This window comes from Aeromicrobium chenweiae (genome assembly GCF_003065605.1).
Classification (GTDB): Bacteria; Actinomycetota; Actinomycetes; order Propionibacteriales; family Nocardioidaceae; genus Aeromicrobium; species Aeromicrobium chenweiae.
The window spans coordinates 2,656,687-2,669,989 of the sequence record NZ_CP026952.1; the positions used below are offsets into that span (position 1 = coordinate 2,656,687).

The following is a 13,303-nucleotide window of genomic DNA, read 5'->3' on the forward strand; positions in this document are numbered from 1 at the left end:
ATGCGGACATCTGGCGCTCGTTCATGCCGTTGCTACGTGGCTGCGTGTCTCAGTAGCGGTAGTGGTCCGACTTGTAGGGACCCGCGACGTCGACGCCGAGGTACGCGGCCTGCTCCTTGCTCAGCTCGGTGAGCTCGACGCCGAGGGCATCGAGGTGCAGGCGGGCGACCTCCTCGTCGAGGTGCTTGGGCAGGACGTGCACGCCCAGCTCGTACTGGCTGGCCTTGCTGTAGAGCTCGATCTGCGCCAGCACCTGGTTGGTGAAGGAGTTCGACATCACGAACGACGGGTGGCCGGTCGCGTTGCCGAGGTTGAGCAGACGACCCTCCGACAGCACGATGATCTTCTTGCCGTCGGGGAAGATCCACTGGTGGACCTGCGGCTTGATCTCGTCCTTGACGATGCCCGGGATCTTGGCCAGACCGGCCATGTTGATCTCGTTGTCGAAGTGGCCGATGTTGCCGACGATGGCCTGGTGCTTCATCTTCTCGAAGTGCTCGACCCGGATGATGTCGAAGTTGCCCGTCGTGGTGACGAAGATGTCGGCGGTCTCGACGACCGACTCGAGGCGCTTGACCTCGTAGCCGTCCATCGCGGCCTGCAGCGCGCAGATCGGGTCGATCTCGGTGACGATGACGCGAGCGCCCTGTCCACGCAGCGACTCCGCGGAGCCCTTGCCGACGTCGCCGTAGCCACAGACGACGGCGACCTTGCCGCCGATCATGACGTCGGTGGCGCGGTTCAGACCGTCGATCAGCGAGTGGCGGCAGCCGTACTTGTTGTCGAACTTGCTCTTGGTGACCGAGTCGTTGACGTTGATCGCCGGGAACAACAGCGTGCCCTCACGGAAGCGGTCGTACAGACGCAGGACGCCGGTGGTGGTCTCCTCGGAGACGCCCTTGATGTCCTTGGCGATGTTCGTCCAGTGCTGCGGCTTGTTCTCGACCGAGCGGGCCAGGACGCGCAGCACCTCCTTGAACTCCTCGTTGTCGGTGCTGTCCTGCGAGGGGACGACGCCGGTCTTCTCGTACTCGACGCCCAGGTGCAGCAGCATCGTGATGTCGCCACCGTCGTCGAGCAGCACGTTGGGTCCGCCCTCGGCGAAGTCGAAGACCTTCTCGGCCTCGTCCCAGTACTCGGCCAGGCTCTCGCCCTTCCAGGCGAAGACGGGGGTGCCCTGCGGGTCCTCGACCGTGCCGTTCTTGCCCACGACGACCGCGGCCGCGGCGTGGTCCTGCGTCGAGAAGATGTTGCACGTGGCCCAGCGGACATCGGCGCCGAGAGCGGTGAGCGTCTCGATCAGCACGGCCGTCTGGATCGTCATGTGCAGCGAGCCGGCGATGCGGGCGCCGGCGAGCGGCTGGCTCGGTCCGAAGCGCTCGCGCATGGCCATGAGGCCCGGCATCTCGTGTTCTGCGAGTTCGATCTCCTTGCGACCGTACTCAGCAAGAGAGAGGTCTGCGACGTTGTAATCCATACCTGGCAGCCTAGCGGCGCACCCCCAGTCCCACCCAATCAAACGGGCCGACACACCGCGGCGGGGCGGGGGGCGCCACGTGACGCCGCGCCGGCGCGAAAGGCTGTGACAGATGTCATGCCCGGAGCTACGCTGAGCCGACCACCAACGGGAGCACAGTCATCGGGGAGGCTGCACCATGGGGGATGGACCCGAGCAGGCGTTCGCCGACATCACGTCCGGGCAGCCTGCCGCCCTCGACGCCGTGATCGAGGCCTGCAGCACGACGATGCGCCACCTCGCCGACGCGATCGACCTGATCGGCTTCGCGACCGACAAGCCCGAGTGGGACAGCTCGATGGACTACGAGGTCTACAACCAACGCGCCTGGGCGACCCGGGCCGCGGCCGAGGTCGCGTTCATCCGAGTCAACCGGACCTCGCTCGCCGTCACGATGGCCGCGAACGCCTACGCCGCGGCGGTTGACTCGGCCACGGATGTCATCGAGTGGTGGCGCACCACCAAGCGGTCCGACGTGAGCGGCGACGTGCTGTCCCTGGCCCGCGCGATCGCGTCGCTGCAGTTGTACACGGTGCGGATCGCGCTCAACGGCCGGCTGGCCGAGGCGACGGACTTCCTGCGGGCCGATCCCCTGACGGACGATCAGGAGAAGTGGCACACCACAGGGCTGATCAAGTCGATGCTCCACGACCTGAACTCCCCGAACGATCGAGGTCCGATCATTCCCAACACCCTCGCGACCGGGGACGACGACGGCGGCTGGACTCCTCAGGGACTGGGCTACGACCCCGACGGCCACCCGCCGGCCCTGCTGCAGACGTCGTACTCGGGCGGCAAGGCCCAGCTGGCACGGATCGATCCCGAGACGGGCGAGCAGCTGGGCTTCGTCAACCTCGGCGGCACCAACGATCAAGGGCCGCCCGACCACGCGGGTGGGGTGACGGTGCACGGTGACCGGGTCGACGTCATGTCGTCGGGCAAGCCCGCCCAGATGTACACCTACTCGCTCCAGGCGATCCGCGATGCCTCCCCCGGGGAGACTGTCTCCATGATGGATTCGAGGTCGGTCGCTGCAGGCGCGTACTCGACCATCGACGGCGACACGCTCTACGTCGGGACGTTCACCAAGGACGACCCTGGCGAGCTCTTCACGTACAAGTGGGACCCCGCCCGGGAGAGGTGGGTCGACCAACCGGGGTCGTTCTTCACCCCGCCGCAGACCCAGGGGGCCGCGGTCGTCGACGGTCAGATCGTCTTCTCGACCTCGCACGGCCGGGGCAGCACCAGCGAGCTGCACGCATATCAGCTCAGCGACGTGCTGAATGGTCATGGCAACGACGAGAACTACCGGCTCGGTGGCGTCGGGCTGCCCACGATGTCCGAGGGAGTCGTGGCTCTCGACGGGCGGGGACTCTTCACGACGTTCGAGTCCGGCGCAGCGCCGTACTCCCTCCCGAAGGGCGACGTCAGCCTGGACGACCTGTGGGCCTCGCAGGCGATGTCGGTCACCCCCTACGCCGCGCTGGGCATGGCCGGGGGGATCGCGGTCGTGCCGGTGACGCTGGAACGTGCCGCGGTCGACTTCGCGGACGGGGGACGCCGTCTCCAGATCGCCACGGCCTCCATCGACACGGTGAGCCTGCCGTCCGGGTGCTTGGGCAAGAATGCTCAAGGAAACACCTTCGCCACCGCCGTGACGTCACACTGCAACGACACCTCGCAGTGGATCTCGGAGGGCCGGATCTCGGCCGACGTGACCGCGGACGGCCTCCTGACGTCCGCGAAGTCCTACGTCCAGGTCGACCAGATGATCCGGGACCTCTTCGAGACCCTCACCTCACGGACCAAAGGATCCTGACGTGCGCCGGACCCTGACCGTGCTCCTGACCTTGCTCCTGACCGCCGCTGTGCTCACCGCGTGCGGGTCCTCGGACGACGGCGCAGGGCTCGACTGGTCGTCGACGAAGGCGCCCGTCGGCGCGGACACGGGTCTTGTCTGGGCAGACGCGCTGACCGGCGAGATCCACCTGTCCGACGGGCAGACGCTCGACGCCGATCGGGCCATCAGCTCGTTCGTCGTCGCCGGCGACGGCGCCTACGTCGTCGACAAGGACGATGACGCACTGATCGAGGTCACCGCGGACGGTGCCCGGCCGACCGGCGCGCACGTCGAGACGAGGGCAAAGGCCTCGCCCAGCGGTCGCTACCTGGCCTTCATCGACACCTTGGCGGGGCCGAAGTTCGAAGGAACCGTGCACCAGCTCACGTCGGTCGTGGTCGACCTCAAGACCGGCGAAGAGGTCTTCCGCTCCACCCGCGGCATGGGCGATGTCGAGGACGACGACCTCACCGACCTCTACGAGGACGCAGACTACGGCGTGCTCGCAGTGAACGATGAGACGGCGTGGATCAGCGTCCCCGAGGGCGACGTCCTGTCCATCGACCTGTCGACCGGCAAGGCCACCTCGAAGCGGGACACCGACACCTCGAACCCGAAGAACCCGTGGGTCGGTCCCCGCTTCGCACCGGAGCCGTCCGAGGGCCCGGCAAACCCAGATCGCACCTGGGGCATCAGCCGCATCTCCCGGGACGTCCCCGCGCTCGCCGCGGATCCCGCCTTCAGGTTCGACCGCGACGAGCTGACCTCGGCGGACGGCGCACGCCTCGTCCCCCGGACCGGGGCCGTGAGCTGGCGCCTCGAGGCCTGGGTCGACTCCGAGACCGTGGTGGGACACGCCAACGACAACCTCGACAACCCCGATTTCGTCAAGGACCCCAAGACGCCCTCCTTGATGACCTGCACCGTGCCCGACGGCGCCTGCACCCTTGTGCCCGACTCCGAGCACGCGATCCTGCCCGAGCCGAGCCTCTACTGAGCCCTGGCGGGGGTCTTGCATTGCGCGCCGCAACCATTAAGTTGGATCTCGGTGTGACGGGGGTCACGCCACGGATCGGGGGGTCCCATGCCAGAGAACACACCGCCCGGGAAGGGCCCGCTGTACGTCGCCGGCGTCGCACTGGCCATCGCCGTCGTGCTGCCGCTGCTCGTCTCGACCTACGCACGACGGGATCCTGAGCTCGCGGGCATCCCGTTCTTCTTCTGGTACCAGTTCGTGCTGGTCCTGGTGTCGGTCGTCCTGACGTCGGTCGCCTACCGGCTCGTGATCGGTCACGAACGACGTCGCCGGGCGGCTCAGGGCCTCTCGATCGACGGGAAGGGCGATGCGCGATGAACGACGTCGACCCCGTCGCCCTGATCGTCTTCCTGTTCTTCTTCCTGCTGGTCACGGTGATGGGGTTCCTGGCCGCACGATGGCGCAAGGTCGGCGAGCTGGACAACCTCGACCAGTGGGGACTCGGCGGCCGCAGCTTCGGCACGTTCGTGGCGTGGTTCCTCATCGGTGGCGACATCTACACGGCGTACACGTTCATCGCCGTGCCGGCCACGTTGTACGCCGGCAGCGTCACCGGCTTCTTCGCGGTGCCGTACACGATCATCCTCTACCCGATCATCTTCGTCTTCCTGCCACGGCTGTGGTCGGTCTCGCACCGCCGCTCGTACGTCACACCGGCCGACTTCGTGCAGGGCCGGTTCGACTCCCGCGCGCTCGCGCTGGTGATCGCGTTCACCGGCATCCTGGCGACGCTGCCCTACATCGCCCTGCAGCTCGTCGGCATCCAGGCCGTGCTCGACGTGATGGGGCTCGGTGGCGGCGATGACGCCAGCTGGTTCCGCAAGGACCTGCCGCTGTTCATCGCGTTCGCGCTGCTCGCCGCGTACACCTACTCCTCGGGCCTGCGGGCGCCGGCGCTGATCGCGTTCGTCAAGGACACGCTGATCTACCTAGTCATCATCGTGGCCGTCATCTACCTGCCCACGCAGCTCGGTGGGTGGAGCGGCATCTTCGACTCCGCGGAGAAGGCGTTCAGCTCGTTCAACAGCGAGAACGCCGACGCGATCGCGAACGGCGAGGCGACCTCGAAGGGGCTGATCCCGGGCATGGGGGTCTCGCAGTGGGCCTACGCGTCACTGTCCCTCGGCTCGGCCCTGGCGCTGTTCATGTACCCCCACTCGGTGACCGCGGTGCTGTCGACCAAGAACCGCAACATCATCCGCCGCAACGCCGCCCTGCTGCCGGCGTACTCGTTCCTGCTGGGGCTGCTGGCCCTGCTCGGGATCGCCGCCATCGCAGCCGGCATCCAGGTCAAGAACCCGCAGCTGGCGATCCCCCAGCTGTTCGAGCAGGAGTTCAGCCCGTGGTTCGCCGGCGTCGCGTTCGCCGCGATCGCGATCGGTGCGTTCGTGCCCGCCGCGATCATGTCCATCGCCGCGGCGAACCTGTGGACCCGCAACATCTACACGGCCTTCATCAATCCCGACGCCACGGACGCCCAGGAGGCCAAGCAGAGCAAGATCGCCTCCCTGCTGGTGAAGTTCGGCGCCCTCGTGTTCGTGCTCGCGCTGCCCAAGGACTTCGCGATCAACCTGCAGCTGCTCGGCGGGATCTGGATCCTGCAGACGCTGCCGTCCATCGTCGTCGGCCTCTACACCCGCTGGCTCCACCGCTACGCGCTGCTCGCGGGCTGGGCGGTCGGCATGGTGTGGGGCACCTTCGCGGCGTACAACAAGCCGGTCGTCGGCGACCCCGGGTCACACTTCGGCGGCTCCGTGGGCCCGCTGGAGGTCTTCGGGATCAAGATCAGCGAGAACCTCATCTACTTCGGCGTCACGGCGCTCGTGCTCAACCTGGTCGTCGCGGTGCTGGGCACGTTCGTGTGCCGCGCGCTGGGTGTCGGCGCGGGCACCGACGAGACGCGTCCCCGCGACTACCTCGTGGACGCCGGCGACCCCCACGTGGCCGACGTGCTCGACCCCATCGCGACCCCGAAGCGCTGAGGCGTCGAGGACAGGTCAGAGGGGCTCAGCCGAGCGGACGGGCCTCGTCGACGAGCATCACCGGGATGTCCTTGCGGACCGGGTACGCCAGGGCGCAGGCATTGCACACGAGCTCGCTCGCCTCGTCGTCGACGAACAGCGTCGCGCGGCACTGGGGGCACACGAGGATCTCGAGGAGGGCCGGATCAAGGTTCATGGGCCCACCCTATGGCCTGGAAGCGTCCCAGGCCCACGAGGCTTCGCGCTGACGCCTTCGGCGTGCAACGCTCAACCCGCTCCGACGTTCGCCAGCTCAGTCTCCGCGGATGACGGCCAGGACGTCGTCACGCACGCGCGCCATCGTCGCCTCGTCGTCGCCCTCGACGTTGAGCCGCAGCAACGGCTCGGTGTTGGAGGCCCGGACGTTGAACCACCATGTGTCGGCGGTGACCGTCAGACCGTCCATCGTGTCCTGGTCGAGGTCGGCGTACGTCTTCGTCAGCTCGGCCAGGATCGCCGGTCCGTCGGACACGGTGCTGTTGATCTCGCCGGAGGCCACGTAGCGCTCGTACTGCTCCATCAGCTCCGACACCGTGCCGTCGGTCTCGGCGAGGGCGGCCATGACGTGCAGGGCCGCGATCATGCCGGAGTCCGCGAGGAAGAAGTCCTTGAAGTAGAAGTGCCCCGAGTGCTCCCCGCCGAACACCGCGCCGGTGCGCGCCATCTCGGCCTTGATGAGCGAGTGGCCGACCGGGGTGCGGACCGCCGTGCCGCCGTTCTCGGTGATGATCTCGGGCACGGCCTTGGAGGTGATCACGTTGTGCAGGATCGTCGCACCCGGCGTCGTGATCAGCGCCCGGTGCGCGATCAGGGCGGTGATCGCCGAGGGCGAGACCACGTCGCCGCGCTCGTCGATCACGAAGCAGCGGTCGGCGTCACCGTCGAAGGCCAGGCCGATGTCGGCGCCGGTCTCACGGACCTTCGCCTGCAGGTCGACCAGCGTCGAGTGGTCCAGGGGGTTCGCGTCGTGGTTGGGGAAGGTGCCGTCGAGCTCGAAGTACATCGGCGTGAGCTCGACGTCGAGCGAGGCGAACACCGAGGGCACGGTGTGCCCGGCCATGCCGTTGCCGGCGTCGGCCACGACCTTCAGGCGCCGACCGGCCGGGACCGGCACGATCTGGTGGAGGTACTCCGCGTAGCGGCTGAGGGCGTCGCGCTCCTCGTACGTGCCGGTGGGCTCGGGCAGCTCGGTGCGGGCCAGCAGCTCGGTCGCCTTCTCGGCGATCGTCGACAGGCCGGTGTCGTAGCCGATCGGCTTGGCGCCGGCGCGGCAGAGCTTGATGCCGTTGTACGCGGCCGGGTTGTGGCTCGCGGTGATCATCGCGCCGGGCAGGTCGAAGTCGCCCGAGGCGAAGTAGAGCAGGTCGGTCGACGCCAGGCCGATGCTGATGACGTTGCCGCCCTGGGCGCGCACGCCGTCCGAGAACGCCTCGACGAGCAGGGGCGAGGTGTCGCGCATGTCGTGGCCGATGACCACCGTGCCGCGTCCACCGTCGACGCCGGTCTCGATCGCGAAGGCCTCACCGAGCGCGCGGGTCAGGACAGGGTCGAGCTCTTCGGGCGAGCGGCCGCGCACGTCGTACGCCTTGACCACCTGCCCCAGACGGGGATCGATCACGAATCGGGCCTCACAAGTCGAAGGGACGGCGGACCGTCGGGCTGGGGGGTCGGCGCGCGACCAGCCTCGCGGACCGCGTCGGCCAGCGCAAGGAGGTCGTCGTGTGACGGTTCCGACGCCGTCGGGTCCGGGGCGAGGCGCAGCACGTTCCACCCCTGCGGGGCGGACATCCGCTGGGAGTGCTCGGCGCACAGGTCGTACGTGTGCGGCTCGGCGTAGGTCGCGAGCGGCCCCAGCACGGCGGTCTGGTCCGCGTAGACGTACGTCAGTGTCGCCACTGCTGTCTGGGAGCACGCGGAGCGCGTGCAGCGTCGAACGGTTGCCACGTCGTGAGGTTAGTCCTCCCCCGGCACCGATCGCGTTAGGCTCACCGCATGGATCATCTCGGGGGCATCGTGACGGGCCCGCGGCCCGGCCGGATGCGGGACCGACGAGGGCGTGGGCCGCGTGGTCCGATGGCCCTTCCCGGGCCCCTGTCCCCCCAGAGCGTGCCCGCCCACCGGCCGCCCCGCGCGTCCTTCGACCTGCTCGTCGGCGACATCCTCGGGGCGCTCGAGCCGCACTTCACCGTCGAGCCCGATCATGTCGAGATCGTGGTCGAGGAGGCGCCGCTGCTGCCCAAGGAGTGGACCGACGACGTGCCGCTCAGCATCGTCACCACCGTGCCGGAGGGCCACCGCGTCGTGCTGTTCCGCATCCCGATCACGCAGCGCAGCGGCTCGACCGAGGAGCTCGAGGAGCTGGTCTGGTCGGTCGTCCTCGACCGGCTGGCCGAGGTCTGGCACATGTCGCCGGACGACCTCGACCCCCGGCCGCGCTGAACGGTCAGCCGACCGGACGCACCTGCGGCGCGAGCGTGGTGACCGGCGCGGGGTCCAGGGCCAACGAGCTGATGCCGTCGCCCCGGGCGTAGGTGGCGGCGCCGACGACCCGGCCCGTCGGGGTAAGCACGGCGTACGCGACCCCACGTCCTGTCACCGTGACGCCGCGCGTCGTGCCGGCGGGGATCCTCGTCGTCCGCGAGCCGAGGGGACGCATGCCGGCGTCGAACGTCTGGACGGCGACGGACGCGCCCTGGTCAGGGGCGGTCAGCAGCACCCGCGGCGCGTCGACCTCGGTGCCGAGGGCGACCGGCACCACGGTCGGCCCCGTCAGCACCGCTCCTGCCTCGGCGTACGCGAAGTCCTTCGCGCCGGGGGCCATGCGGACGGTCGCCGCGACGGGCTGGTCGGACGTGACCCGCAGCGCCTGCTCGTCCCCTCCGGCCGACTCGGGGACGGTGATCACCCGGAGGGCTCCGGGCTCGATGCGCACCTGCTGCAGTCCGGCCGGCGTGAACGTCGACCGAGCGCCGATGACCTTGACGTCCACGCGGGCCGTGGCCGTGCCGGGATTGAGCACCAGCAGCGACCGCCCGGAGGCACCCTTGACGATCCCGCCGACCACCTGGTCGCGGGCGGGCGGGCGGGTGGTGGTGACGGGCTCGGTCCCGCTGGACGCCGCCGTGGAGGTGTCGTTCGCGACGACCGAGACCGAGCCCCTCGTCCGGCGGACGTGGACCGCCAGCTCGGGCTCCCCGGCCGCGAGCGAGTCGACCCGGATGCGGCGCACGGCGAACGGCTCGATGACGACGCCTTGGTTGTCGACCGCGTCGATCCGCCCCTTGGGCCCCCACAGCGTGAGGTCGACGGACGCCGTGGAGTCGGCGAGGTTGGTCAGGATGAGGGTGGAGAAGTGCTCGTCGCCCGACCCCAGCCCGAGCAGCCAGGCGTCGTCGACGATCCCGGGGCACGAGCCGACCACGAGCCCGCCACCTCCGGCACGGGGCGCGGTGCCCGCGAAGTAGCCCACGGCACCTGAGCGGCGGCCGTCCTGCTGCACGATCACGCCGGGGCCGTCCACGACGTCCGTCTGCCACGCCCCCGGATCGCCCAGCGACGGAGCCGGCTCGCGACCCGGCAGGACCCGCGCGGTCCGCGAGCTCCCGGCCGCGACCTGGCCGGCGGTGACGTCGATGACCGATCCCGCCGGGCAGGCGTAGGTCGTCTGGCTGACGTCCACCGCGCTCGGCGGCCGCGCCGGGTCGTCGTGGGACGGCGCGATCGAGGCGAGGACGACGAGCAGGATCGCGACCACGGGCAGCACCGCGCTCTTGAGGTGGCTCATGCGGTCTCCTCCTCGTCGGCCGCGAGGGCATCGGGGCCGCTGCGCCGACGGACGGGCAGGGTGAGGACGATCGCCACGAGCCAGGCGAGCACCTGCAGGCCGGTCACGACGGGGTGCCACAGCGGCGCGGACGCCCGCTGACGCTCCGGCTCCCCGGTCACGGTCCAGACGCGAGAGCCCGGCTCGTCGCTGCCGGACGGCGCCAGGCCCGCCGCGGCGTCGATGCGCCGGGCCAGCTCGCTCTCGGCCCGCGGGGCATAGATCGCGTCGATCCCGAACGAGCTGAGCGTCTGGACGTCCTCGCCGGCGGACTGGGCCAGCAGGCGACGCACCGTGCTGCTCAGGCGCTTGGTGTCGGAGCCCGAGGGGGTCAGCGCCTCCTGGCCGAGGAACGGTCCCTCGCCGGTCACCACGCGGTAGTCCACGCCTCCGGCGACGTTGCCGGTCAGCACCAGGGTGCTGCCGGGCCGCTCCGCGAGATAGACGGGCACCGTGTCGGGGCGCGCGTCGTCGAGCGGGCCGGCCGAGCCCTTGACGAGCCACACCGCCCCTGCCCCGACCGGCAGCACCAGCGCCACGACGGCGGCCGCCGCCAGCGCGGGCCGCGGCCACGACCGCGCCGCGGGGACCGCCAGGAGCACGGCCGTGGCGAGACCGCCCAGCCACAGGCCCGTGGGGACACCGACCCACGGCACGATCTCGGCCGGCCCGGCCGGGGTGGAGTACGTCACCACGGTGCCCAGCAGCGCGACGCCGAGGCCGAGCAGGGCGCCGACCCAGGCGAGCTGGACGCCGGAACGGGTGCTGCGGGGCACGAGCGCGAGGACTGCGAGCACGAGCAGGCCGACCGACAGCCAGCCGGGGACGTGACCGTCGCCGGTCCTGCCGAGCACGACGTCCTGGATCGTGGCCGCACCGGGGACCGGGTAACCCGCCTCCCACCACATGCGCCACGGGCGGGCGGCGCGCTGCACGAGCCACGGACCCAGCAGGACGACCGGAGTCACGAGGGACAGCACGAGCTGGCGGCTGACCCAGCGTCCCTCCGACACGGCCAGGACCACCAGGGCGCCGAGGCCCAGCAGCAGGAAGATCGGCGCGAACGCCGCGGCCAGCGAGATCCAGATCCCGAGGCGCAGTGCAAGCTGCCAGCCGGGCTGCTCCGCGAGCTGCCAGGCCGTGTTGACCACGATCGGCAGGATGATCAGCGCCACGACCGTGCCGATCCGGCCCTCGGACACGGCCCCGGTGGCCAGCACGATCAGGCCGTACGACACGGCCCAGACGATGCGCGGAGCACGGTGCGGGCTGATCAGTCGGCCGAGCCGGTGCGCGCTCAGCGCCGCGAGCGGCACCGCCAGCACCATGAGGACCGTGACCACGAGGCCCGGAAGGAACCAGACCGGCGTCGACACCACGGCGAGGGGCAGGGCGAACAACGGGGGCAGGGACGTGCTGGCGAGCCCGACGTCGTGACGACGCTCGAACAAGAGCTGCCACCAGCCGCCGGCCGTGTCCGGCGCGGGGGGCAGGGCGCCACCGCTGAGGCCGCCGCCGAGCAGTCCGCGGCCCGCCACGATGGACAGCAGGACGAGCACCAGCACGACCGTGAACCAGGGCCGGCGCACGAGCAGCGACGGACCGTCGTCCAGGTCGACCGCGTCGTCGGGGGCCTGCTCGATCACGGTCGACCGGCGACCCACGGTCGTGACCGCCTCGGGCTTCACGAGGCTCGTCACGGTGTGGCGCAGGACGTCCACCCCGTGCTGGTACGGCAGCCAGTACGGCGCGAAGAGCGTGCGGATGTCCCGTTGCGACCTGCGGATCGTGCCGGCCCGGCGGCGGCGGGCGCGTGCCAGCCGTACCGGGTGCAGATAGGCCGAGCGCACCGCGAGGAGCTCGTCGCCGGCCGCCTCCGGGTCCTTGCCGATGATCAGGCCGATGACCCGCAGCAGGGATCCGAAGAACAGCCGGACGTACTGCCACAGGAACCGGGGCATCGGCGTGTTGGCGAGCTGCGTGTAGAGCGCGGCCCGTCGCCGTTCCCACGGCGGGACGTCGCCGGGCGTGCGGGCTCGCGTCCCCCGTCGGGTGGACTCGGCGTGGAAGATCACCGCCGCCGGGGCGGTGACGGTGCGATAGCCCGCCCGCGCGAGCCGCCAGCCGAAGTCGATGTCGTCGAAGTACATCGGGAGCTCGGGGTCGAGGCCGTCCAGCTCGAGCCAGACGTCGCGGCGCACCAGCATCCCCGCGGTGTTGACCGCGAGCACGTCCCGCGGGCGGTCGTGCTGACCGGCATCCGGCTCACCGGTCTCCAGACCGGTCTCGCGGGCTCCGGTTCCGGTGACCGTCAGGCCGACCTCGAGCAGCCGGCGCAGGGACGGCCACTCCCGGATCTTGGGGCCGACGGCGCCGATGTCGGGCGCGGACGTCGCCGTGTCGAGCAGTCCGGCCAAGGTCCCGGGCAGCACGGACGCGTCGTCGTGCAGCAGCCAGATCCAGTCGGTCTCCGGCATGTCACGCAGGGCCAGGCGCACCGCGTCGCCGAACCCCGTCCCGGACGGGGCGTACGTGACGCGGTCGGCGCCGAAGGAGTCACGCAGCAGGTCGGCACTGCCGTCGGTCGACGCGACGTCGACGACCCGCCAGTGCGAGGGCGCGTAGGTCATGTTGCTGAAGGAGGCCAGCACCTGGGGAAGCCATCGGGCCCCGTTGTGCGCCACGAGAACGGCGCCGACCCTGGGCGGGTCGTCGTGCCACAGGCGCGTCGCTTCGGTCCCGTCCACGTAGATCGACTCTAGAGGACGGGGAAAGGGCGCGCTTAGGCCCGCTTCTTGAGCTTGCGCCGTTCGCGCTCGGACAGACCGCCCCAGATGCCGAACCGCTCATCGTGAGCCAGGGCGTACTCGAGGCACTCTCCTCGGACGTCGCACGTCAGGCAGACCCGCTTGGCCTCACGCGTCGATCCGCCCTTCTCGGGGAAGAACGCCTCTGGGTCCGTCTGAGCGCACAGCGCACGCTCCTGCCACATGAGTTCTTCATCGAGCTCTTGCGGCAGACCCAGATCGAATGACATACGTGGAATTACAGTCCTGTGGCCTCTCAC

Annotated in this window: 12 protein-coding genes; 5 read left to right on the forward strand and 7 right to left on the reverse strand. The window is 70.2% G+C overall.

Translation table 11 applies throughout. From position 1 onward, the window contains the following. Nucleotides 1-49 precede the first annotated feature (49 nt). Nucleotides 50-1,477, reverse strand: a complete 1,428-nt coding sequence (gene ahcY / locus C3E78_RS12820) for an adenosylhomocysteinase (protein WP_108578976.1) — start codon at nucleotides 1,475-1,477, stop codon at nucleotides 50-52. Between the two features lie 178 nt (nucleotides 1,478-1,655). Here ahcY and C3E78_RS12825 point away from each other — a divergent pair, with 178 nt between their 5' ends. The 4 genes from C3E78_RS12825 (at nucleotide 1,656) to mctP (ending at nucleotide 6,374) form a co-directional block, all read left to right on the forward strand. Continuing rightward, nucleotides 1,656-3,335, forward strand: coding sequence for a hypothetical protein (locus C3E78_RS12825; protein WP_108578978.1), 1,680 nt, complete (start codon nucleotides 1,656-1,658; stop codon nucleotides 3,333-3,335). 1 nt (nucleotide 3,336) lies between these two features. Further along, nucleotides 3,337-4,353 carry a hypothetical protein gene (locus tag C3E78_RS12830; protein WP_108578980.1) on the forward strand — a complete coding sequence of 339 codons (1,017 nt, stop codon included), beginning with the start codon at nucleotides 3,337-3,339 and terminating at the stop codon, nucleotides 4,351-4,353. Nucleotides 4,354-4,440: 87 nt separating this feature from the next. After that, nucleotides 4,441-4,710, forward strand: a complete 270-nt coding sequence (locus C3E78_RS12835; protein ID WP_108578982.1) for a DUF3311 domain-containing protein — start codon at nucleotides 4,441-4,443, stop codon at nucleotides 4,708-4,710. Continuing rightward, nucleotides 4,707-6,374, forward strand: coding sequence for a monocarboxylate uptake permease MctP (mctP, locus tag C3E78_RS12840; RefSeq protein ID WP_108578984.1), 1,668 nt, complete (start codon nucleotides 4,707-4,709; stop codon nucleotides 6,372-6,374). The genes C3E78_RS12835 and mctP overlap by 4 nt, the downstream gene beginning before the upstream one ends. A 25-nt stretch (nucleotides 6,375-6,399) precedes the next feature. On the opposite strand, the gene C3E78_RS12845 is transcribed toward mctP, so the two are convergent. The 3 genes from C3E78_RS12845 to C3E78_RS12855 form a co-directional block, all read right to left on the reverse strand. Further along, nucleotides 6,400-6,570, reverse strand: a complete 171-nt coding sequence (locus C3E78_RS12845; protein ID WP_108578986.1) for a Trm112 family protein — start codon at nucleotides 6,568-6,570, stop codon at nucleotides 6,400-6,402. 96 nt (nucleotides 6,571-6,666) lie between these two features. Then, nucleotides 6,667-8,031: a phosphomannomutase/phosphoglucomutase gene (locus tag C3E78_RS12850; protein WP_199906819.1), complete on the reverse strand. Its 1,365-nt coding sequence runs from the start codon at nucleotides 8,029-8,031 to the stop codon at nucleotides 6,667-6,669. Beyond that, entirely contained in the window at nucleotides 8,028-8,357 is a 330-nt protein-coding gene (locus C3E78_RS12855) for a DUF3499 domain-containing protein (protein WP_108578988.1), read from the reverse strand. Before C3E78_RS12855 ends, C3E78_RS12850 begins: the two co-directional genes overlap by 4 nt. Nucleotides 8,358-8,405: 48 nt before the next feature. Here C3E78_RS12855 and C3E78_RS12860 point away from each other — a divergent pair, with 48 nt between their 5' ends. After that, a complete protein-coding gene (locus C3E78_RS12860) occupies nucleotides 8,406-8,852 on the forward strand; it encodes a metallopeptidase family protein (RefSeq protein ID WP_108578990.1) in 447 nt (148 codons plus the stop codon). A gap of 4 nt (nucleotides 8,853-8,856) precedes the next feature. Here C3E78_RS12860 and C3E78_RS12865 read toward each other — a convergent pair whose 3' ends face one another. Genes C3E78_RS12865 through C3E78_RS12875 form a run of 3 tightly spaced genes read right to left on the reverse strand, consistent with a single transcriptional unit; the run spans nucleotide 8,857 to nucleotide 13,273 of the window. After that, on the reverse strand, nucleotides 8,857-10,197 hold the full coding sequence (locus C3E78_RS12865) for a DUF5719 family protein (RefSeq protein ID WP_108578992.1): 1,341 nt from the start codon (nucleotides 10,195-10,197) through the stop codon (nucleotides 8,857-8,859). Further along, on the reverse strand, nucleotides 10,194-12,983 hold the full coding sequence (locus tag C3E78_RS12870; protein WP_159085891.1) for a glycosyltransferase family 2 protein: 2,790 nt from the start codon (nucleotides 12,981-12,983) through the stop codon (nucleotides 10,194-10,196). The genes C3E78_RS12865 and C3E78_RS12870 overlap by 4 nt, the downstream gene beginning before the upstream one ends. A 35-nt stretch (nucleotides 12,984-13,018) precedes the next feature. Next, nucleotides 13,019-13,273, reverse strand: coding sequence for a WhiB family transcriptional regulator (locus C3E78_RS12875; protein ID WP_056212467.1), 255 nt, complete (start codon nucleotides 13,271-13,273; stop codon nucleotides 13,019-13,021). Nucleotides 13,274-13,303: the final 30 nt, after the last annotated feature.

Bases quoted from the DNA above. Each gene is read 5' to 3' on its own strand.
- C3E78_RS12845 (WP_108578986.1), bottom strand. From the start codon at position 6,570: ATGAACCTTGATCCGGCCCTCCTCGAGATCCTCGTGTGCCCCCAGTGC.
- C3E78_RS12860 (WP_108578990.1), top strand. From the start codon at position 8,406: ATGGATCATCTCGGGGGCATCGTGACGGGCCCGCGGCCCGGCCGGATG.
- C3E78_RS12875 (WP_056212467.1), bottom strand. From the start codon at position 13,273: ATGTCATTCGATCTGGGTCTGCCGCAAGAGCTCGATGAAGAACTCATG.
- mctP (WP_108578984.1), top strand. From the start codon at position 4,707: ATGAACGACGTCGACCCCGTCGCCCTGATCGTCTTCCTGTTCTTCTTC.
- C3E78_RS12835 (WP_108578982.1), top strand. From the start codon at position 4,441: ATGCCAGAGAACACACCGCCCGGGAAGGGCCCGCTGTACGTCGCCGGC.
- C3E78_RS12825 (WP_108578978.1), top strand. From the start codon at position 1,656: ATGGGGGATGGACCCGAGCAGGCGTTCGCCGACATCACGTCCGGGCAG.
- ahcY (WP_108578976.1), bottom strand. From the start codon at position 1,477: ATGGATTACAACGTCGCAGACCTCTCTCTTGCTGAGTACGGTCGCAAG.
- C3E78_RS12865 (WP_108578992.1), bottom strand. From the start codon at position 10,197: ATGAGCCACCTCAAGAGCGCGGTGCTGCCCGTGGTCGCGATCCTGCTC.